At 33.9% G+C, this 23,762-nt stretch carries 12 protein-coding genes and 1 tRNA gene; 7 read left to right on the top strand and 6 right to left on the bottom strand.

Annotated elements, in window-relative coordinates:
- Positions 1-16 precede the first annotated feature (16 nt).
- Together TERY_RS18600 and TERY_RS18595 are read left to right on the top strand one after the other, a co-directional pair.
- Complete coding sequence (locus tag TERY_RS18600) at positions 17-4,678, top strand: eIF2A-related protein (protein ID WP_011613238.1); 4,662 nt, start codon at positions 17-19, stop codon at positions 4,676-4,678.
- A gap of 255 nt (positions 4,679-4,933) precedes the next feature.
- Positions 4,934-5,251, top strand: a complete 318-nt coding sequence (locus TERY_RS18595; protein ID WP_011613237.1) for a tetratricopeptide repeat protein — start codon at positions 4,934-4,936, stop codon at positions 5,249-5,251.
- A gap of 294 nt (positions 5,252-5,545) precedes the next feature.
- Here the strand turns inward: TERY_RS18595 and TERY_RS37430 are convergent, their stop codons facing one another.
- Complete coding sequence (locus tag TERY_RS37430) at positions 5,546-5,707, bottom strand: hypothetical protein (protein WP_370495830.1); 162 nt, start codon at positions 5,705-5,707, stop codon at positions 5,546-5,548.
- Between the two features lie 3 nt (positions 5,708-5,710).
- On the bottom strand, positions 5,711-5,977 hold the full coding sequence (locus TERY_RS37425; protein ID WP_011613236.1) for a hypothetical protein: 267 nt from the start codon (positions 5,975-5,977) through the stop codon (positions 5,711-5,713).
- A gap of 294 nt (positions 5,978-6,271) precedes the next feature.
- On the opposite strand from TERY_RS37425, the gene glyQ reads away from it, so the two are divergent.
- The 4 genes from glyQ to TERY_RS18570 all read left to right on the top strand — a co-directional run bounded on the left by glyQ (position 6,272) and on the right by TERY_RS18570 (position 10,592).
- Complete coding sequence (gene glyQ, locus TERY_RS18585; RefSeq protein ID WP_011613235.1) at positions 6,272-7,156, top strand: glycine--tRNA ligase subunit alpha; 885 nt, start codon at positions 6,272-6,274, stop codon at positions 7,154-7,156.
- 151 nt (positions 7,157-7,307) lie between these two features.
- Positions 7,308-7,784 (top strand): DUF4079 family protein, encoded by a 477-nt coding sequence (locus tag TERY_RS18580; protein ID WP_011613234.1) that lies wholly within the window; start codon positions 7,308-7,310, stop codon positions 7,782-7,784.
- A 170-nt stretch (positions 7,785-7,954) separates the two neighbouring features.
- Positions 7,955-10,405 (top strand): ComEC/Rec2 family competence protein, encoded by a 2,451-nt coding sequence (locus TERY_RS18575; protein WP_011613233.1) that lies wholly within the window; start codon positions 7,955-7,957, stop codon positions 10,403-10,405.
- Positions 10,406-10,507: 102 nt separating this feature from the next.
- Positions 10,508-10,592, top strand: a tRNA-Ser gene (locus tag TERY_RS18570).
- A 171-nt stretch (positions 10,593-10,763) separates the two neighbouring features.
- Here the strand turns inward: TERY_RS18570 and TERY_RS18565 are convergent.
- Positions 10,764-16,562 (bottom strand): AAA family ATPase, encoded by a 5,799-nt coding sequence (locus TERY_RS18565; protein ID WP_011613232.1) that lies wholly within the window; start codon positions 16,560-16,562, stop codon positions 10,764-10,766.
- A 1,167-nt stretch (positions 16,563-17,729) separates the two neighbouring features.
- Here TERY_RS18565 and TERY_RS18560 point away from each other — a divergent pair.
- Positions 17,730-19,082 (top strand): AAA-like domain-containing protein, encoded by a 1,353-nt coding sequence (locus TERY_RS18560; RefSeq protein WP_011613231.1) that lies wholly within the window; start codon positions 17,730-17,732, stop codon positions 19,080-19,082.
- 1,498 nt (positions 19,083-20,580) lie between these two features.
- Here TERY_RS18560 and TERY_RS18555 read toward each other — a convergent pair.
- The 3 genes from TERY_RS18555 to TERY_RS18550 all read right to left on the bottom strand — a co-directional run bounded on the left by TERY_RS18555 (position 20,581) and on the right by TERY_RS18550 (position 22,918).
- Entirely contained in the window at positions 20,581-21,441 is an 861-nt protein-coding gene (locus TERY_RS18555) for an alpha/beta fold hydrolase (RefSeq protein WP_011613230.1), read from the bottom strand.
- 740 nt (positions 21,442-22,181) lie between these two features.
- Complete coding sequence (locus tag TERY_RS33535) at positions 22,182-22,340, bottom strand: hypothetical protein (protein WP_155994491.1); 159 nt, start codon at positions 22,338-22,340, stop codon at positions 22,182-22,184.
- Between the two features lie 137 nt (positions 22,341-22,477).
- Positions 22,478-22,918, bottom strand: coding sequence for a hypothetical protein (locus TERY_RS18550; RefSeq protein WP_155994490.1), 441 nt, complete (start codon positions 22,916-22,918; stop codon positions 22,478-22,480).
- Positions 22,919-23,762: the final 844 nt, after the last annotated feature.

Genomic DNA, 23,762 nt, shown 5'->3' with positions numbered 1-23,762 from the left:
CTAAACAGTTTTAACTATGCGTATAGAAGCTTTAGTTGTTGGAATTAATGAACATGTATTTGAACCTGGTTTAAACCTTAAAGCTCCAGTTAAAGATGCTGAAGCTATTGCTGAAATGTTGGAAAAGTATGGCAATTTTCATGTTCAAGGTTTGCCAAAAGATTATGATGAAACTGGTAGGGAAAGATTTATATCTGATGGCTTTGTTTATAGGAAAAACCTCAAAATAAAAGTTAGTAATTTATTTAATCCTATCTCAAAAAATGAAATTCCTGATGTGGCTTTATTCTTTTTTGCTGGTCATGGTTTTGTAACAACAGAAGGGGGTGTTAGAGAAGGATTTTTAGTAACTAGTGATGTGCAATTAAAAAGGGATATTTATGGCATATCTTTAAGTTGGTTGAAAGATTTATTACGCCAAAGTCCGGTGAAAAAACAAATTGTTTGGTTAGACTGTTGTTTTGGTGGGGAATTATTAAATTCTCAAGAGGCTGACCCTGGTACTGGAAAAGAAGTAAGTCGCTGTTTTATTACTTCTTCTCGTTCTTTTGAAAAAAGTGTGTCAGAAATAGATGGAAAACATGGTGTTTTTACGGCTAATTTACTTAAAGGTTTAAATCCAGAAAGTTCTATTGATGGTTGGGTTACTAACTATATTTTGGCAGATTCTATTAAGAATAATATGCTGAATATTTCTCAATCTCCTGTTTTTCATAATTCAGGAGATGCGATTATTCTGACTACTAATACTCAGACTAAATCTCTAGACGGACGTTGGAAAAAAACTCCTCCTTATCGGGCTTTATCTTATTTTACTGAACAGGAAAAAGATGGGGTATTTTTTTATGGTAGAACTCAGTTGACTGATGAGTTAATTGACCGAGTTAGAACTAATAATTTTGTGGCGGTTTTGGGGGCTTCGGGTAGTGGAAAGTCTTCTTTGTTACGGGCGGGTTTGTTATATCAATTGAAGCGGGGGCAGAAAATATCTGGAAGTGACAGATGGTTATATATTAAGCCTTTTACTCCGAGTTCTTCTCCTCTGGAAAGTCTGCAAAAGGCAGTTAATATAAAGAGTGAAAAAATAGAGAATTTAACGGAAAAACTGATCGATTTTATTAATGAAGTAAAGGCGGAAAAAGTCTTGATGGTAATTGACCAATTTGAGGAGTCTTTTACTCTCTGTGAAACTGATGAAAAACGACGGGAATTTTTTGATTGTTTTTTGTCTGTTTTGGCAAATGAAAAAACTAAAAATAAGTTTTGTTTGGTCTTAGGAATGCGGGCAGATTTTCTTGACCAATGTTCAAAATATTCTGGGTTGGCAACAGAAATTAAGGAGCATCAATTATTAGTAACTCCTTTGGAAAAGGATGAGATAGAGGAAGCAATTAAGAAGCCGGCGGAATTAGTGGGAATGGGAGTAGAACCTAAGTTAGTTGCTCAAATGGCAGCAGATTTTTTGCGTAATCCTGGTAGTTTACCTCTGTTACAATATACTTTGGATGCTCTGTGGAAATCTGCTACTCAAGGGGAGGATAAAAGTCAATATTTAACTCTGGCAAGTTATGAAAAGTTGGGTGGAATTCAGGGTACTTTGACGAAGCAAGCTGATGCAGTTTATGAGAGTTTGAATAAAGAGAAAAAGTCGGTTGCCAAGAGGATATTTTTAGAGTTAGTTCAGCCTGGGGAACGGTCAGTTAATTTTCTCAAGGTAACGGATACTCGGCGGCGAGTAATTTTGGAAAAGTTGCCTAATAAAGAACATACTTTAGAGCTTTTATTGGAGGTTAGTGATAATTTGGCTGACCCAAATAATCGATTAATTACTAAGGATAAGTCAGAGGCAGGAACATTATTAGATATTATTCATGAGGACTTAATTAGAAGTTGGAAAACTTTGAGGAAATGGGTGGAGGAATATCAAGAGGCTTTGCCGGTGGAAAGGAAAATTGAGGCTGATGCGGCTGGGTGGGAAAAGGATGGAAAAAATGAGGGTTTGTTATTACGAGAAACTCAGTTAACTAAGGCAGAAGAATATGTGACAAAGTATGGGGATATGGGTTTGTTGGATGGGTTGGCTTATGAATTTATTGAGGCGAGTCAGGAGTTGAGAATTCGTGAGGAAAAGGAAGAAAAGGAACGTAAAGAAAGGGAGTTAGAGCAAGAAAAGAAAGCTAGAAAATTAGCTCAAAGACGGAATCAAATTTTGGGTGTTTCTTTGGTTTTAATGACTGGGGTATCTGGTTATGCTTGGATGCAGCAAAACATAGCTAAACATAATAGTGAAATATTCTTTACCCGTCAGTTAGCGGCAAAAGCAGAATTATTGACAACTTATAACAGTTATGACACAACTGTTTTGTTGGGAGTCCAGTCAATGAACAGAATTCAAGAATTTAAAGAATGGCAAGACTCTGGGTGGCGAAAAGTGGTTAGGAAATTTTTAGGGAGTCAGTTCTCAGATATACCTCAAAATGCCGCTGATGGAGCTATTCGCAAAGGGTTAACTCAACTGCCTGATCATCTCCATACTCTCAACCACCAGGACAGGGTAATAGCAGTAGCCTTTAGCCCCGACGGCAAAACCATTGCAACTGCAAGTTATGACAATACCGCCCGCCTCTGGGATACTGAGAATGGCAATGTATTAGCTACTCTCAACCACCAGTCCAGGGTAAGAGCAGTAGCCTTTAGCCCCGACGGCAAAACCATTGCAACTGCAAGTTCTGACAAAACCGCCCGCCTCTGGGATACTGAGAATGGCAAAGAATTAGCTACTCTCAACCACCAGGACTCGGTAAGAGCAGTAGCCTTTAGCCCCGACGGCAAAACCATTGCTACTGCAAGTAATGACAAAACCGCCCGCCTCTGGGATACTGAGAATGGCAAAGAATTAGCTACTCTCAACCACCAGGACTCGGTAAGAGCAGTAGCCTTTAGCCCCGACGGCAAAACCATTGCTACTGCAACTTCTGACAAAACCGCCCGCCTCTGGGATACTGAGAATGGCAATGTATTAGCTACTCTCAACCACCAGTCCAGGGTAAGAGCAGTAGCCTTTAGCCCCGACGGCAAAACCATTGCAACTGCAAGTTATGACAAAACCGCCCGCCTCTGGGATACTGAGAATGGCAAAGAATTAGCTACTCTCAACCACCAGTTCTGGGTAAATGCAGTAGCCTTTAGCCCCGACGGCAAAACCATTGCTACTGCAAGTTCTGACAATACCGCCCGCCTCTGGGATACTGAGAATGGCTTTGAATTAGCTACTCTCAACCACCAGGACAGGGTATGGGCAGTAGCCTTTAGCCCCGACGGCAAAACCATTGCTACTGCAAGTGATGACAAAACCGCCCGCCTCTGGGATACTGAGAATGGCAAAGAATTAGCTACTCTCAACCACCAGTCCTCGGTAAATGCAGTAGCCTTTAGCCCCGACGGCAAAACCATTGCTACTGCAAGTAGAGACAATACCGCCCGCCTCTGGGATACTGAGAATGGCAAAGAATTAGCTACTCTCAACCACCAGGACAGGGTATGGGCAGTAGCCTTTAGCCCCGACGGCAAAACCATTGCAACTGCAAGTTTAGACAAAACCGCCCGCCTCTGGGATACTGAGAATGGCTTTGAATTAGCTACTCTCAACCACCAGGACTGGGTAAGAGCAGTAGCCTTTAGCCCCGACGGCAAAACCATTGCAACTGCAAGTTATGACAATACCGCCCGCCTCTGGGATACTAAGACTCGCAAAGAATTAGCTACTCTCAACCACCAGGACTGGGTAATAGCAGTAGCCTTTAGCCCCGACGGCAAAACCATTGCTACTGCAAGTAGAGACAAAACCGCCCGCCTCTGGGATACTGAGAATGGCAAAGTATTAGCTACTCTCAACCACCAGCTCGATATAAATGCAGTAGCCTTTAGCCCCGACGGCAAAACCATTGCTACTGCAACTTCTGACAAAACCGCCCGCCTCTGGGATACTGAGAATGGCAAAGTATTAGCTACTCTCAACCACCAGTCCAGGGTATTTGCAGTAGCCTTTAGCCCCGACGGCAAAACCATTGCAACTGCAAGTTATGACAAAACCGCCCGCCTCTGGGATACTGAGAATGGCAAAGTATTAGCTACTCTCAACCACCAGTCCTCGGTAAATGCAGTAGCCTTTAGCCCCGACGGCAAAACCATTGCAACTGCAAGTTATGACAAAACCGCCCGCCTCTGGGATACTGAGAATGGCAAAGTATTAGCTACTCTCAACCACCAGTCCTCGGTAAATGCAGTAGCCTTTAGCCCCGACGGCAAAACCATTGCAACTGCAAGTTCTGACAAAACCGCCCGCCTCCATTGGACAACACCAAAAGGCTTAATTCAAGAAGGTTGTCGCCGTCTGAGTCGGAATTTAACAGCAGAGGAGTGGCAGCAGTATATCAACAGCGACTTGGAGACATATCAGAAAACTTGCAAAAATATTCCCGTTCATCCTAGTTTAATTGCAGAAGCTAAAAATCTTGCAAAAACAGGGGAAAAACCGAAAATCAAACAGGCAATTTCTATCTTCAAAAAAGCTCTAGAATTGGAACCAGAAATTGACCTCGATCCTGATACAGAAACTAGAGAAACAGACCCCCAACTTGTAGCAAATAAACTTGCTGCTTCTGCCAAATTAAAATAAGGTAAAAAATTAGCAATAGAGGGAAAAATAGAAGAGGCAATTTCTCTGTTTAAAGAAGCCCAAAAATTATCACCAGAAATTGACCTCGATCCTGATACAGAAACTAGAGAAACAGACCCCCAACTTGTAGCAAACAAAATTGCTGCTTCTGCCAAAGTAAAAGAAGGTAAAAAATTAGCAAAAGAGGGAAAAATAGAACAAACAATTAATCTTTATAATCAAGCACAAAAATTAGATTCAGATGTCGAAATAGATGTGGAAAATTGGGGAGAATTATGTTTGTTTGGCAGCTTAAATAATCAGGATCAAGATGTTATGTTTGCCTGTGAAAAAGCTGTTAAATTGAAACCAAATGATAGAAAAATCCGGAATTATCGAGGTTTAGCAAGAACATTAACAGGAAATTATCAGGGAGCAATTGAGGATTTTCAAGTATTAGTAGATACTACCAAAGATGAGGATGAAAAAGCAAAAGTTGAGGGTTGGATAGAGACTTTGAAAAAAGGAGAAAATCCCTTTACTTCTGAAGTATTGAAGGAGTTGGAATATAATAGAGACTGGATGTATGATTAGACAACATTAATTACTGACTATCAAAAGTATTTAATAATCCACCATCACCCACCATTATGACCCCAAAAAAATGGAAAATGTTTCTATATTTCATGAACCGATGCAGAAAAATCAAAGAACAAAATATCCGACTACGGACCTTTCTCCTCCACAGTCAGGGTTAAGGTGAGTAAATTCCTTTTTTCCTCCGCCGGAACCTTGTATGCAACCTCCCTATCTATTCTTGAAAAAATTACCTTACCAAAAGAGAATAAACTGTAAATTCTCCCAGTCAGAATACAAAAATAATTGCCATTAAACTAATAACTCATCTACCAGAATACTAAAACCACCTAAAACTTTTTGAGTATTAACAACCTGCCCAGAAATAAAAATAATATTTGATTCTAAAGTCACAACAATTACCGATTTATTCTCAGGAAATACTAACCAAACTTCTTTCCCTCCAGACTCCAAATATTATTGTGCTTTAGCAATAACATCCTCAGCCAAATCTGTTGGATAAACAACCTCAGCACTTAAAGGAAAACCTTGAGGCAAAACTTTTTCATTGCCAAAATTTGTATCCAATTTCCAAGTAAGATAAGCCACATCAGAATAACCACCTTGCTTGTTTGTAAGACAAAATACATCAGCATCAACCTTTCCACCTTCCCCACTAGAATATTGATAACCTCTCCAATAAAAATAAACATTTCTTTGAATCAGACCATGCTTAAAAAGCATACCATTTTTATCTAATAACTTCCCATCTACCCATTCTGTCTTTTCTCAAGCATTTTTAATCCAAACTTCTCAACCATATTCTGTTGATTATTGCCCAAAAATTAGAGATATAATCATTCCTAATTACCCCTGATAATTCCTAATTAAATTATACTCAAAAATATCCCTTTTTATAGTTGACAATAAAATAGTTTTATGTTATATAATAAATGGGAAAAAATAACAGAGTATTTTGCTCTAAAAAATCCCAAAAATGCCCTAACATTAGGTAAACTCAAGAGCTAAAAAAATTAAGTGAACTTCCAATCAGTCATAGCCACCTTAAATCAATTCTGGAGCGATCGCGGCTGTCTAATCGCTCAATCTTATGATACCGAAAAAGGAGCAGGTACAATGAACCCCCACACCTTTCTGCGGGCGATCGGTCCTGAACCTTGGTCAGTAGCCTATGTTGAACCCTGTCGGCGTCCCACAGATGGGCGTTATGGAGAAAACCCCAACCGCTTTCAACACTACTATCAATATCAAGTCTTAATGAAACCCTCCCCCAATAACATTCAAGACCTTTACCTAGACTCTCTCCGTGCTCTAGGTATCCGTCCAGAAGATCATGATATTCGATTTGTAGAAGACAACTGGGAGTCCCCCACCCTAGGAGCTTGGGGTGTTGGTTGGGAAGTATGGCTTGATGGCATGGAAATCACCCAATTTACTTACTTTCAACAATGTGGTAGCATTGACTGTCGGCCAGTTTCCATCGAAATCACCTATGGTTTAGAACGCCTTGCCATGTATCTCCAGGAAGTTGATGCTATCACTAAAATAGCATGGACTGACAACATCACTTATGGAGACGTTTACCTTCAGGGAGAAATTGAACAATGTAGCTATAACTTTGAAGCATCTAGCCCTGATTTTTTGTTTAACTTATTTGGTCTTTATGAACAAGAAGCCAAACAACTCATAAAACGAGAATTAGTCTTACCAAGTTTAGACTATGTTCTCAAATGTTCCCACAGTTTTAACTTACTTGATGCCAGAGGAGTAATTTCCGTCACCGAACGCACCCGTTATATTGGCCGAATTCGTAATTTAGCGCGGCAAGTAGGTCAACTTTACTTGCAACAACGGGAAAAGCTTAACTTTCCACTGCTCAAAGAAACCATGGAAGCAGCCTAAACTTACTGAAAAAAAAACAGAAACCAGGTTGCTCCAGGAAAATTCCTGAGAGCCAACAAATAATCAGATCAATAAACCCGGTTTATTATTTAGATAGGTAAGTTGTGCTAGACTAATAAACTTAACACCAGAAACCCAGAGAGAAAAAAAAATGGAAATCAGACAATACTTAGAACCAATAGCTGACATATTTCGTAGTTTTAACGTCCCTGAACCCATCGTACATTGGGGACACCCAGCAATGATGGGAACAGTTGTATTTGTCGTAGGTAGTTTTGTTGGTTTTACCGGATGGCGTAGACGAATAGCCACAAATGAAGAAGTAGCCATTAAAAACGGATCTAATCATCAGAAAATGGCACCATTAATGTTTCTATTTATGGCATTAGGTTATACAGGTGGGGTATTATCTCTCGTAATGCAAGAACAGCAGATATTTGAAAGTCCCCATTTTTGGACCGGTTCAATAGTATTGACATTGCTAGCAGCCAACGGCTTCATTTCCCTGACAAAATTTGGTGGAAATCAAATTGCATTGCGTACTACTCACGCTTACCTGGGTAGCATCGCACTATGTATTATGTTTGTTCATGCAATTCTAGGTTTAAGACTAGGTTTAGCGATCTAAATGGAGCTTGAGCTCAACTACAAATAATAAATCAAGCTAGTAGTTGGGCTTAAGCAATACATATTCTCAGTTGAAGGGGCTAAAGTCTAACTACAAAAAATAAATAAGGGTAGTAGTTAGGATCCAGCAATGTATATTTAAGTTGAAGAAGCTAAAGTCTAACGACAAAAATGAATCAAGCTGTAGTGATCGTTATCTGCCTAGCTTATATAATGGGGCTATTATCTACTATTTTACCTTGGGGTATATATGCTGTAGTAACTATAGGATTATTATTAGCAACTATTGCACAACAAATATACCGACAAAATTTACGTAAGTTAACTAGAGAAATGACAGCTTCTGAGCAAGAAATAAGTTCTGAAGACTTACTCAGAAGTAATAAACTTCAAGACTTACTCACCAGAAGAACTAGAAAAAACTTACTAAACTCAAATTGGTTGTGGATAACTGCAGGAGCGATCGCTCTGCTGGCAAGTATTTATTTTCAATGGCGAGTACCCCAACCCACAGCAAGCGACATTAGTAAAATTATTTCACTTGATGGAGAGTCTCAACAACAAGTAGTTATTGTTCGAGGCAAAGTTCTTTCTGTTCCCCGCACAACTCGCTCAGGAAAAGCCCAACTTTGGTTAAAAGCATCTCAAGTTAGTGAAGTAGTTGGTACTGGCGGCTCCGCAAACGTACACCAAGATGTGACAGGAAAGGTTTACGTTACAATACCACTTTTGCAAGCAACAGGTATTTATCCTAATGAATTAGTAGCAATAACCGGCTCTTTATATAGACCATCACCAGCAACTAACCCTGGAGGCTTTGATTTTCGCGCTTATTTAGCTAGAGAAGGTGCTTTTGCCGGAGTTACAGGTTATAAAATTACTGAGCTGAACCAAGAAAATAATGTTTGGGGTTTATATAAAATTCGGCAGAGAATTATTCGCGCTCAGGTAAAGTTCTTAGGTGTGCCAGAAGGTCCTCTAGTAAGTGCTATGGTTTTAGGGCGTAAGGCCGTAGATTTTTCCTATCAACTACGAGACCAATTTATACAGGTAGGTTTAGCTCATATATTGGCAGCATCAGGTTTTCATGTTTCCCTAATTTTGGGTGCAGTCCTGACCTTAACTAAAAAAATGTCTTCAGGAAAAAGATTTAGTTTTGGTATCCTGCTCCTAAGTATATACGTCGCTTTTACAGGTTTTGTACCTTCAGTATTGCGAGCAGCTTTGATGGGTTTAGCCACTTTGCTAGGAATTGTTTTCCAACGCATGGTTAAACCATTAGTTTCTCTACTTTTAGCTGCTACTTTGCTGTTATTAATTAATCCCTTGTGGATTTGGAATTTAGGGTTTCAGTTGAGTTTTTTGGCGACTCTTGGGCTATTGGTAACATTGCCACCTTTAACAAAACGCTTAAATATGTTGCCCTCCGGTATTGCCTATTTAGCTGCTATTTATATTTCTGCTTCTGTTTGGGTGTTACCTCTATTGTTATCTGTGTTTTATGTAGTTTCGCCCTATGCTATTTTAGTGAATATTATTGTTGCACCTCTGGTGACTGTAATTACTGTAGGTGGATTTATTAGTGCAATGCTAGCCTTAATTTACCCCGATGCAGGGAGCTTGAGCGCTATGATTTTACATTTTCCAGTTAAGATTTTGATTGAAATTGTACAGTTTTTTAGCAGGTTACCAGGAAATCAAGTTGCAGTGGGAGCAATATCCGTTTATCAGTTAGTTGTGCTATATGGGTTGATTTTTACCACATGGTTTTTGGAAAGTAAAACTCCAGAAGTAGACAAGGGTAAGAAGAAAAAGTTCTCTCTGAAGCTTTGGCAGTGGAGTTTGCTCTTGGCGATCGCTATTATTATTATTCCTCTGTGGTATACTCGGACCTCTGTATTTCAAGCTACCATTCTTGACTCACCCTCCAAACCAGTTTTTGTTATTCAAGATCAAGGTAAAGTAATTTTGGTCAATGCTGGAGATGAAAATACAGCCAGGTTTAAAGTGTTACCATTCTTACGGCAGCAAGGTATTAATAAAATTGATTGGTCTATTGATCTTCATTCCCAAAAAGGTCTAAGTCGTGGGTGGCCATATGTTTTTGAAAGCTTGAAAATTAAAACTTTTTATGATGTGGAAACTGATGAGGAAAAAGGTTATCAAACTAATAATCAACCCGTGTTTAATGCTCTGCAAAAGATTAAAGCTAATTACTATACTGTGATAAAGAATCAAAATGTTGACTTAGGTTCTACCCAGATGAAATTAATTAACTCTGAGACCCCAATCGTAAAATTTATGATTCATGGCCAAAGTTGGTTATTATTGGGGAATACTGAGCTATCTCAACAAAGTAAGTTATTAGCAGAAAAAAGTTTTCAGCCAACAGAAGTGCTTTGGTGGTCCGGGAATAAGCTGAATGCAGAGTTATTGAATATTATTCGGCCAAAAGTAGCGATCGCTTCTTCAGACTCTGTCCATCCAGATATGATTGAATTTTTTCAAGAAAATAATATTCCTCTATTTTGGACAGGTCGTGATGGCGCCATTCAATGGACTCCTATTACTGGCTTTCAAAGTACTTTAGAATTAGATCAGTCTGATAGTTCTTTCCTGTGATATAATCAAAAATATGATACTTTAAATCATCAAAATAAATAGTCAAAACTCCAAAATAACTTTTAATATCTAAGTTTGGACTTTTAACTTTTATTGTTTTAGGGAGAGGTGGCAGAGTGGTCGAATGCGGCAAACTCGAAATTTGTTGAAGGGAGACCTTCCGTGGGTTCGAATCCCACCCTCTCCGTTGAAATTAACCTGATTTTTTTTCCAATAAATTTTAAATTTTAGTATTAAAATTCAACAAGCTCTCTTTCAGCTACACAAACAAAGAGACCTATTGAAAAAAAATTAATTATTACCTTCTAATTTAGCTATTATTTACCATCATCCTCAATACTTACTATGAAAATCAAATTCAAGACTTTTGGGACTCAACCCAATGAGAATTAAAAATCAATTCATAGATACGGTTATGAACTTTCAGAAAACCATTTTCCTTAATCACCAGTCCTAATAAACGTAATTCCTCTTCTTCTGAAGTATGAATAAAAATTACTTTTCTTTCCTCTAATATTTCTTGATAAAGGGAGAGAAGTTTTTGACTATTTTTGCTGTGTAAAATTCTATCTCTAATAGTTCTTAAATGCTCTGGTTGATCCTGACTTTCCCAATTATGAATAAATTTTTCTTGGACTAAATTTTCAATCCATTTACTTTCATCATTAGTTGGAATCTCAGTTTCGATATTACGAATTATTCGACATAATTTTTGGGTTAAAAAAGGCTGTCCTCCTGTCCAATTTAAGATTTCTTTAAGGATGGTTTGAGGATTACTTACTTTCTCAGTTAATCCATATAATAAAGGCTGTGCTTCATGGATTTTAAAACTTTCCAATTCAACAGCTTGACCAATATTAAAAGGAGTTTTTTTACGATCTTTTATCAATTCTGAAGGAGTCGTAACTCCTAGAACAATAAAAGTAAGATAATGATACCTAGATTCTGGATTAATCATTCGTTCATTATAACAGGAACGAATCAAAGCAAAAAAGTCATCAACTGGGAAATTTAACCGTAAAATACTATCAACTTCATCAATAAAAATGAATATTTTTTGAGGCGACTCTTGATGCTCTGAATTGACTTCAACTAACAATAAATCTTCCAGAAATTGACCAAACCTTTGCACAGGAGAAATATCTAACCGCTCATTCCACCAAGCTTTAAAATCAACTTTTCTGCGTAACCCAAAACTTCGTAATAAATCAACTATTAATCCTTTATACCATTGTTCAACAGTAACATTAGAAGTCCCAATACGAGTTAAATCTATGGCTACACATTTATATCCTTCATGCTTTAAATGGTTCATCATTCTGATCATTAGACTAGATTTACCCATTTGTCGAGAATTAAAAATATAACAAAACTGACCTTGTTTTAACCCTTTGTAAAGGGTTCTATCCCCCTGTCGTACCACATAAGTTGGTGCGTCCATAGGCAAACTTCCTCCTACTTGATAATCGAAACTAGAAAGTTGTGTATTATCTTTTAGTAAGTCATTTTCAAAAATTAATTCTGCTTGAGTTGCTTTGAGAACACTTAATGTTTGTGATAGTTCTTTAGTCCGTTTTTCTACTCTTTGTTCTAAAGTTTGGTATAGTCTTGAATTATCAATAGAAATAGCAGCTTGAGCAGATAGGATATTTAATAGTTCTATTCGTTGTGAAGTAAATGCCCCTGTAGTTAAATTATTCTCTAAATAAACAATACCTTTTAATTCACCTTGATTAAGTAAAGGAGTAGAGAGAATAGACTTAGTTTGGTTCGCAATAATGTAAGGATCATTAATAAATTGACCTTCAGAAAATGCTTCATCTAGTACTACATATTCTTGAGTACGAGCAACATAATTAATGATACTATCAGGTAATATTAGATTTGAATTATCATGTTCCTTCAACTTAATCGGAATTGATTGCAAAATAGTAACTTCTTCTTCTGTTACATTTCCTTGGGCTTCAATAACCCAACTACCTTTATGGTTAAGAATTAAAAAGCCTTTTTGAGCCCCAGCATTTTCAATCACAATTTTCATTAAATTGTGCAGGAGATTTTCTAACTTAATTTCACCAGAAATTGCTTGAGATGCTTTAATAACTGTAGTTAAGTCGAGAATTTCTCCATCATTTCCTGTTGTAGATATCGTCGTACTTAACCCTTGAGATTTATTCTGATTCGTTATTCCTAATAAATACTGAGGATATTCTGATTCTAATTGTTTAACTTTAGCTTTTGCTCTCCAACGGATGTAACAATGATAAGCATTTCTTAAGTACAATTGACCGATTTCTTCTCTCCCAAAGGTAAAATAAAATTCAGATGCTCGTTCGTAAGCTAAAGCCTCTTCGTGGATAAATTCATATTTTTTTGCTCCTTGAATCGCTTTTTCATAAAATTCTTGTGCTCGCCAATTTTGCCCTAATATTCTGGCTTTTTCTGCTGCTACTAAATCATATTTATGTTGAAAGTTTTCTGGGCAATATTGACTCCATATTTTCATACTCTCCTGATTTTTGCCTACCTGTTCTAGTAATTCTTTTTGCTGTTTTGTATTAGCATTATTGTAATAAGCTATCAAAGAAAGAGAAGAATAGAAATTATATTGTGGTTTTATTAAATGCCCCATCTGTTCCATCACATATTTTCTAGCATCTTGACTACTCTTAAAAGCTATCAAGTAATCTTTCAAAAAATAAGAAACAAGTGTTTTACTAAAATAGTAAACAAACAGCAAATAAACATTCATCTTATTCTTATGTATTTCTAAATATGCATCCTCTTCATCTTGAGAATTTCCCAGCAACAAACAGTATTTATATTGGCTTTCATTTCTTAAGTTTTCCGTAATATTTTTCAGCATTTCTATCTGATTGATAGAAAATTTTTGATCAATTTTTTTAACTACCTCAGTATATGTTATAAAATCCTCCTTAACTTGCTCTAAATTAACTCCTCTAAAAAACCTGAGAAGGCAATATAACAAACAGGTATAACAAACATATTCATTACTTCCTATATTGATACCTTTCTGTATAGTATTAAGTAATTTTTCTTCTACTATCTTGTCATTTATCAGCTTTCTCCAATGCCATATATATGCAAAAAAGTTATGAATTACTAAAGCTTCAAATTTAGTAACATTGTATTTCTCTAGTAATCTGAGAGACAGTTTTCCAAACTGATACCCAGAATCAATATCTCCTATTACTCCATATAGAAGCGCTCCATAAGAAACATAAATAGCAGCAGCTTGAGGAGGATTATTATATTTTATACAAAGACTTAGTTGAGTTAAAAGTATCTCTACAAATAATGACATATTTGTTGTCACTGTTGAAGTCCTAACTTGCTGCAATATTGATATGGCTGCTAGTTTATAAGGATCAGTTAATTCTGGCAAATCAGCTAATTCGGCAATTGTTTTTCTTTTTAATTTCAATTTTAGTGATTCATTTTCTTGTTTAATCCTATTTTTTATTTCACTTTCACTAACAACTTCTTGGGATAAAGATACACCCAGTTTTGTTAAAGCTTTCAAAGCAGTATTAATTGCTTTCTGTGTCTTAAATTGAGCAAAATAAGACATAATAATTAACTCATAAACTTTAACCTTATCAAGAATATTTTGACCTTTTTGCAGAATAGTTCTAGATAATTCTTCAGTTTGCTCCCACTTGGCATTTAAATATAAAATTTCTAAGGTTTCTACATGAAGTTCTAAAGTCAATTGATAATGATTCTGCCAGCTATTTTCCTCTAATAGTTCTAAACCAGTTTCTAAGTATCTTAAAGCTGGTGCATAAGCTGTTGAAGCTTTAGCTTTTTTACCTGCTTTAAGATTAAGTTTAACTAATTCATATCTTTCTGATTTTTTAGTTATTAAAGCACTCCCTTCATTCAATTGATTAACAATATCAAATATCTTCTTTTCTAACTCATCTTCTCCAATATTTCTCAGTAGTAGACGACCTATTTGTAAATGTAATTTATTTTTCTGATCTTCTGGAATTAAAGAATAGGCAGCTTGTTGAACTCGGTCATGCAAAAATTTGTAGGGGACGTACTTGGCTGATTCCAAATAGTTTTCTAGTAGCTCATTTGATAATTCTTCAGCATTCCAAAGTAAAACGATTTTATAGTTATTATCCAGAGGATTTATTAGTCCTTCCTGAATTGCATATTCTAATTCTTGGGCAGTAATTATTTGAGATTTTCTATTAATAATCGAAAGAATTTCTAAATTAAATTGGTTACCAATACAAGCTGCTAATTTGAGAATATTTTGAGTTTTTAGCTCTAATTTTTCAATTTTACTTACCATCAATTCTACTACATTATCGGTAATAGATACCCTTTTAATCTTTTCTATATCCCATTGCCAATAACATTTTTGATGTTTTTTTGTATTAATTAAAGACTGAGGGTCCTGAAATACTAGCAAACTTTCTTGATACAAATAATAGAGAAGTTGAGTTAGGAAAAAAGGATTACCATTGGTTTTTTTCCCAATTAACTTAGCTAAAGGTTTTGAAATTTCTGAGCTGCAACTGAGGGTATCAGCAATTAATTGATTAATGTGGGTAAATTTTAAGGGCGAAAGGCTAATTTCATTAACTATAACTTTTCCTTGCTTAATTTTATTTAAGGTATTTACTAAAGGATGGGTTGAACTAACTTCATTATTTCTATATGCCCCCAGCATCAGAAAATATTGGTTGTCAGAATTTGACATTAATTGCTCTATTAAATTTAGAGAGGGTAAGTCTGCCCATTGTAAATCATCAATAAAGATAACTAGAGGGTGTTCTTTCTCACAAAAAACTTTCAGAAATCTTTGAAAATATAAATTAAAACGATTTTGACTTTCACTTCTATCTAGGTGTTCAACTGGTGGTTGCTGCCCGATAATTTTTTCGAGTTCAGGAATTACATCAATCAGAATTTGACCATTATTTCCTACAGCTTCTAGAATCTTTTTTTCCCAAATTTTTAGGGTTATTTCTGCTTCACTTAGTAGTTGATAGATTAAGTCGTGAAAAGCTTGAGAAATAGCTGAATAGGGAATATCTCGCTGTAATTGGTCGAATTTTCCCTTAATAAATTGTCCTCGTTTTTGTGTAATAGGTTTGTGAATTTCATTAACTAAAGCAGATTTACCAATTCCTGAATAACCAGAAATTAGAATCATTTCTGTTGTTCCTTGAGTAACCTTCTCAAATGTGTTTAAAAGTTGAGCTATTTCCTGTTCTCGACCATAGAGTTTTTGGGAAATATGAAACTTTTTAGAAATATCTTGACTACCTAAAGTAAACTCAGAAATTTTTCCTAAAGATTCTAACTGACTGAGACATTTTTTTAAGTCAGCTTCAATTCCTAAAGCATTTTGATATCTTTCTTCTGGAGATTTAGCTAACAATTTGATGATGATATTAGATAGAGAATTAGGAATATTAGGATTTAGTTTATGGGGTGGTAAAGGTTGTTGTGCAATATGACAATGAACTAACTCTATTGAGTCATTTGTTTCAAAAGGAAGTTGATTGGTTAAAAGCTCATAAAAAGTCACGCCAAGAGCATAAAAGTCACTGCGATAATCTATTCCTCGGTTCATTCTACCTGTTTGTTCTGGGGCGATATATGCTAAAGTTCCTTCTAGTTGATGAGGGGGAAAAACTTTGATAAATTCTTGGGATAAGCGGGTAGAAATGCCAAAGTCGATGATTTTTAGTTGACCTGTTTGAGGATTATAGATAATATTGGAAGGGTTGATATCTTTGTGGATGATATTATTTGTATGAATTACTGCTAAACCTTTAGTTATCTGAATAGCAATAGTGAGAAATTCTTCTAATGTGAATTGAGTTTGGGGTAATAATAACTTTAAAGATTTACCGCCAAAGTCTTCTAAAAGTATGACTAAACTATTGTTATATCGGTGTAAATCATAAACGATAATTATCTGCTCTCTCTTATTTAAAGAACGAGTAATTTCATATTCTTGTTTATAACGAGTTAGTTCTGAAGGTGTAGGATAGTTTTCTTTAAGAAACTTCAGAATAATAGGTTGATTATTTGGTTTTAATAAGCCTTGAAAAACTAAGGAATTAGGACTTTCATATATTTGCTTAGTAAGTTTATAGTTAGTTTCCATTTTATTATTTATTGAGCTTCAATAATCTTTTCAATAAGTCAGCTATGATTCCAGCTTCTTCTAAAAATTTTGTTAGACATCTTTAAAACTAGAATACTTAGGGTTACACTAGTATTTGCTTTATATATCACCTCTTGAAATATTAGAAGAGCAATATCTATCCTTTTAGTATAATATTTATCCCAATTTAAGTCCAGCTAATACTCTCAAATTAGTTCATAAGTACTTAAGACGTGTTTATAAACCTTTGCAAGGTTTGCTCTTTAGCTATACCTGAATAATTATGAAAAAATATTTTATCTGCTAGACTTTAAAAGTAATTTGGGAATCAAAAAAAACTCAAAAATGACCGGGAAAAGTTAGCTAAATTGTTCAGAAGCATCACGATAAGTTAAAGATTATGGCGTGAGATGAATTGACTGTCAAGAAATGAAGATAAACGCCCCATTTATTGATAATAATATTCTTGTTTTTTTGATATTCAATGTAATTTTTTAAAGTATAAATTGTTGCTCTACAACAAGAAGCAATAAAATCAGAATTGTTTCCCAGAATATTTTTCCAGTAAATATTGTCAGTTTGTTCTTCAAATTATTTTCTTAATCTTCTACTTATTACCGTTTTAATGTTATTGAATAGCTTTCTGAAGGTGGCACTTTGATAATACTGAAATAAAACATAAATGTAGTTTTATTTTCTATTAAAATCTACTAATTTAGATATCTATTTGATTAATAATTCTTCCAATATTTAATTAAATAAAGCCGGTCTTGATGCTGAAAAAAAATATTTTCTGTACTTAGTTGTTGATATAAATTGGCTTTAAAATCTGAGGCTTAATGACTATTTTAGACAAATTACTAAGAGTTATCTATCCTCTACTTGAATAACTAGGCACAGGTTTTTAACCCATGTTATTTTTTAATATTCTTTAGTATTTTTAATTGATTTTTTTGTTTTTTTATGTTAATAATTAGGTAATACTAATAATATTTCTCCACTTATTCAAAAGCACGTCTTGAGGCTAAGAGAGAATACAATTCATCGTAAGAAGCTTTCTCAAAACAACTATAAATGCTGTAAGCAACTTTATAGAAAGCTTTCATCCTTTAAAGCAAATATTTTTTTAGCATAACTTTGTACTATCAATAACTAAATATTATTACTATGAACTTTATGAATTTAGAGGAAATCAAATATAATCTCAATAAGCAACTACTCGAACTAGAAAATAATTGTCTCAATGAAGCCGAAGGCTTGGTCTTACAAGGTGTCTGGCAAAAAAAGACATATCATGAAATAGCTCGACAAGAAGGTTACAGTTCTTTCTATGTGGCTAATGTAGTTGCACCAGAATTGTATAGAAAAATTTCCGAGGTGATAGGAAAACGAGTAACTAAGAAAAGATGTCGAGCCATATTAGAGTCACATTTTACGGCACAAGATCAATTAACACCAGAGTTAGAAGAGTTAACTAATTTACCTAGTTATCCCTGTGGGGCAATTCCTCTTAATTCTCCTTTTTATTTAGAAAAACCTTCTCTAAAACAACAAATTATTAAAGAAATTAGTAAGCCAGGGGGGTTGGTGCGAATAAAAGCTCCTCAAGAAATGGGAAAAACTTCTTTATTATTGAGAGTTTTAAATGATTGTCAAAAAAACTTAGGTTATAAAACAGTTAATTTAAACTTACAAAAAACTGATCAAAATATCTTCAAAAACATTAATCAATTCTTGCGCTGGTTATGTATTAATTGTGCTCGAGAACTAGGATTAAAACCAAATTTAGATCTCTATTGGGATGATGATCTTGGTAGTAAAATGAGTTGGACAATTTATTTTGAAGAGTATCTTTTAGAAGAAATTGATAGTCCTTTGGTTTTAGCTTTAGATGAGCTTAATCAGGTATTTGAACATCCTAAAGTTTCTGAAGATTTTTTACCTTTATTACGTTCTTGTTATGAAGAAGCCAAAAAAAATATTATTTGGCAAGATTTTCGTTTAATCGTTGTTCATAGTACTGAGATTTATATTCCGCTTCAGTTAGAACAGTCTCCTTTTAATATTGGATTACCTATTGAGTTAGAATTTTTTAGTCAAGAAGAGGTAAAAAAGTTGGTAACAAAATACCAATTAAACAGTCAAAATAATGAAGAAATTCAACAATTGATAGAGTTAGTCAGGGGGCATCCTGCTTTAATTCATTTGGCACTTTATTATGTTAGCCACAAAAAAATAACTTTTAAGGAATTATTAGTAACTTCCGTAACTCAAACGGGGATTTATGGACATCATTTACAGCGTCATTGGCTAGCTTTGAAAAAAAACCCAGAATTAGCAAATGCTTTTCAAACAGTTTGTCACTCAGCTGAACCCGTTTTTTTAGACCCAATTATTGCCTATAAGCTCAACAGTATGGGGTTAATTAATTTATTTAACAATAAAGCAACAGTTAGTTGTCCATTATATAAAGAATATTTCCAGATTGTATACAATAACTGTATGAAAACATTGACTTAATATCAAATTAAATTCTTATTAAAGTTGCAATAATGCTATAATTATGTCTAATGCTTTAGATACTTATAGCTGAGGATATTTAGAATAATTAATTAATAAATAAAATTATAAACCTTTGAATTATCTATTATGATTAAGGAATATCTATCAATTGGAGAAAATAGTTATAGATATACTATTAATACTGGGATTTTTCTTGTTCATATGTATCTATAATTTTTTTCGTTTTATATATTTCCTAATTAATTTTTTTTTTACATTTTAATACCCATTAAAAACGATATAATTATGTACTTTAATAATAGCAATTTTCTTAATTATGATGACACATCATAATCAAGAATTTCCTAACTAAGTAATCTTATTAAGTCAAGCCATGTATTAAGTAAAAAAGCTGTTTAGCTTAAGTTTCTGAAATTTGTATGATTTCTCTTCATCTCATTTTTGTGGCTTCCATACTAGTAAACGAAATCAACTAGTGACAAAAGAAACAGGGAATACTTTTGACATTAGGCGATAGAATAATGCCTGATGGCAAATAAGATCCATGGAATGTGCGAAAAACCAAATCTATCTCTTCTTATCTTAATTGAAAATTAGATTGGTGCTATTTGGGATCTTATTCATAACTATAATTTATTATTACTTGCTTACTACCATCTAACAGTCGATGAAAAAGAGCAAATAAAAGAGTAGCTATACCTACTTGAGAACGGATAATCAGAGTAAGAATTTAATATAATAAATATTGTTTTTTTGTTCTTGGAAAAACAATTATCATAATTGCCGAGAATGCTGAATTTTAACTCTTTTATCTAGTTTGTTATACCCAACATAATTTGTTAATTTTACTAACATTAATTTTTTAAAATATCAAGTTAATATAAAGTCAATATTTTGTCTTCAAAGTAATGTTAAAAAGCTATTAATTTTAGAGATTATTATTAGCAAAAAGAAAAACTATACTAGTATTCATTGATTATAAATTTAAATAAAATTATTAAGTATAAATAAAATATAACCCTGAAATAGGAAATAAATCTGAAAAGTTTACTTTTCTAATTGTTAATTTAGCTTGATTACAACTTGTTCATGAAAGTCATAATAACCCTATGGAGGAGAAATTTTTAGTTAAAATTACTAAACAGATTAAAACTTGTTTACGACTAGGAAACGCTTTAGTGGAATAGGGCTTTTATGCTATCAGCTTCGTAAGTTGGAGACAAACAGCGATCGCTAGATCTATAACATTAGATACTCATCAACCCTTTATTACTGCTAGTATCAGTATTACCATGAGCTACAATAATTATAAATGTGCAGAGAATATGCTGCGATATGCTAATGTAGAAGGCATAAGGAACAGGGGCTGAAGCTATTTTTCAGACTTTATCTAATTTTACAAATGATTTAGAATTGCTATAATAACCTAAGAAACATTATTGATGTAGCAGATAGAGTTGATCTAAGTATTGCTAGTCTGTAAGAAATTCCTATTTTATCCCTTGTTCACTAAAAAAACCATAATTGCATCTAGAAGTGCTTCTGGTTCATCAACCCGAATTAAATGACCGCTGTTTTCAAAGATTCTTAAATCTGTATTAGGAATAGCTGCAGCAATTTGTTCTGATAATTCCGGGGGACAGATCCAATCATGTTTGCCCCCTATTACTAAAGTAGGAGCAGTAATTTTATGTAGTTGATCGAGTACATTGTAAGAACGCAAAAAACCACCGAAGGCAACATTAATAGCATCGGGAGATAAAATAGCTCCATTCCAACTTTTCCCTGATGTTTCTGCTTTATAGGTAATTGAATACATAGACATCATCACCTGAAAATATTCTTTGAGTTGTGCCTCATTTTCAAATTTACCATCCCATAAAAGTTGAGCGATCGCTTGTTGTTCTGTTGTTCCTTTTTTAGCTAGATTAACTTTTGCCAATTCCAAAAAACGATAACTTGCAGCTGTAGCAATGACAATTAAAGATTGAACACTTTCTGGATAACGTACTGCATAGCTAAGGGCAACCATTCCGCCGTAAGAAGTACCAATAAGAACAATTTTTTCTATGCCCAAATATTGACGTAATGCCTCCATATCTTCCACATTATTTTCTAGGGTATAACTTTCTTTTAGCCCCCTTGCCGATCGCCCTTGTCCCCGGTGGTCAAAATATACTAATTGTAATTTTTGACTAAGAGGAGAAAAGGTAGGTTTATAAGAAGTATGATCTGCACCAGGGCCGCCGTGAATTACAAAAGCAATAGGTTTTTCTTGCATCCGATCACCATCTGGAATTAGGGCAGCACCTTCAATATCAAAATAGATTTCTGTATCTCGTATTTTAGCTCGCATTTTTTTTGATAAATTCAAAAGCAGTCAGCAACCAGGTATAGTCGCCTTCATTGACATCCTCATACTCAGTATAATATAGCAGCAATCTGATCAAAAGGTTGTCAAAATTCAAAAACTAGAAATAAACTCCGAAACTCTCCCCCATTGAGCATTAACCCCAAGCTCCCATACCAAAAAATGGTAAGACTATGGACAATATCATGCTGAGGATCGCTATACACATAAAACCTATATTCAGGCTGTTGGGATATTTTTTTTCAAGCTTAAAGAATAGTTATTTCATGATCATACCATATGCGTGACTAAATCTAAATCGTGATCGCAATTCTCAAGTCATTGTTAATTCTCTTAGATCAAATCCGGTTGAATAGTTATTGTATGGTTAGAGGTGGGGAGCAGGAGAGATTGAAGTAATTATAGCATTATAAACATGTACTATATAACCGGATTTGATATCATTGAATAATCTAGGGATATAATGTAGATGGGGAATCATGCTCGCAATACCAAAAATCGCTATCATTAAATAATTATCAAAACTATAATATTATCAACTAAAGATTGTTGATTTGAAGCAGATGAATTTATTGATAATAAAAACAACAATTTTCATGAAATTGTAAGCTAGCAAGCTTAAATATACATACTGTAAATCTAGTCAACCTAGAGAAATATATTTCTAAGTTTTTGATTATTTTGTCAGTAAATACTGCCCTTATTTATTTTCCTTGATAGATAATTTATTCTGCCTTCAGAACTAGACCATTGATTGTCATACTCAAAGAACCATCACTCACTATAAAAGTTCTATTATTATGAACCTCAAAATATCCTTTGTTAAATTCTACAGGCAACTCTAAAGCTTGATTCGGATTATAAATTCTGCCAGTAATTAACATTAATTTGCCATTTGATTAACGACAAGTTTAATTAAATTTTGATATAGCAAGTTTAAATACATATACTCTAAATATAGAGAAATATATTTTTAAGTTTTTGATGTATTTTATCAGTAAATACTACCCTTATTTATTTTTTATTTTCCTTGATAGATAATTTGTTCTTCCTGTACAACTAGACCATTAATTGCCATACTCAAAGAGCCATCGCTCACCATAAAAGTTTTGTTACCATGAATCGCAAAATATCCTTTGTTAAATTCTACAGGCAACTCTAAAACTTGATTCGGATTCGAAACTCTACCAGCAATTAACATTAATTTGCCATTTGGTTGACGACAAATATTAGCAAAATAGTTCTTTGATTCAAAATAATTTACCTCAGACCAGTTGAGTCCACGTTGGGAACAAATACGCTTATTATTGGAATGAGATTTAGTTAATAATGTTGTGTTTCGCTTTCCCTCCAGATTTTTGCTAGATGCTAGAACCTTAGATGAAAATATAGATGAAAGAAATACAATCATCGTCAATAATCCTAATTTTAAGAACTGTTGATTAGTTTTAATAAAATTCACAGTTTAGTCCTCTTGTAAATAAATGAATAAGTTCGCCGTGCTCTACATTATTGGAGCTAAAAAATTAATAATAAATAAAAAAAAGTATTTACTTTATACTTTTTTTTATACTTTTATCGGCTGGTTTGATGCTAATACATGTCAAAATAAGCTAACCATAGACTTATTAACTTAATGCGTTGATACTTAATAGTAAGATATACTTATCAAATATCATTCTTTTGAAATTTGATTTCAAGAAAAATTTGATACCTATTATCTCTATTCAGATGTTTTTCAAAGTATCAGTTAACTAAATAAATGTATTAATCGTTATTGAATGACAATTTTAGCATTTTTTACCCAATTAAAAGTAACATATGCTACAATATATATAATATTTTCAATTATGATATTTTTATCTCTATTTTCTTCATTTCGGCAACATTTCTGGTTCCTTCTTGCCCTATTACAGTTATTTTGATCAAATATTCAGGATTAGCCTTTAAACTACAAATATAAATTAATGCTATTAGTTTCTTGGAGTAATTTTTTTGAAAAATTTGTATATTTTTATATAAAAAGATTCAACTAAAGAGGTATTTTATTGTAATAATTTTCCCTAATCAGCTCGTCCTAATTATGATAATAATTCTATATTATTATCTACAACTCCAGATATAATAAAAGCCAACATAGAAACGGAATTAATTAATAAAAAAAACAGACAAAAGCGAAGATTATCAGTTTATCAATTGGCTAAAAAAGAATATTGATTTTATACAAATAAATAATTTTTTAATTAAGCTCTCATATAAAAATATCAAGAGTAGGGAATAGAAAGTAAAGTTCTTATAAATAAACC

It is taken from the genome of Trichodesmium erythraeum IMS101, assembly GCF_000014265.1.
GTDB lineage: Bacteria > Cyanobacteriota > Cyanobacteriia > Cyanobacteriales > Microcoleaceae > Trichodesmium > Trichodesmium erythraeum.
Note: the sequence above shows the minus strand (reverse complement) of the source record. Positions and strands in the feature narration are given on the sequence as shown.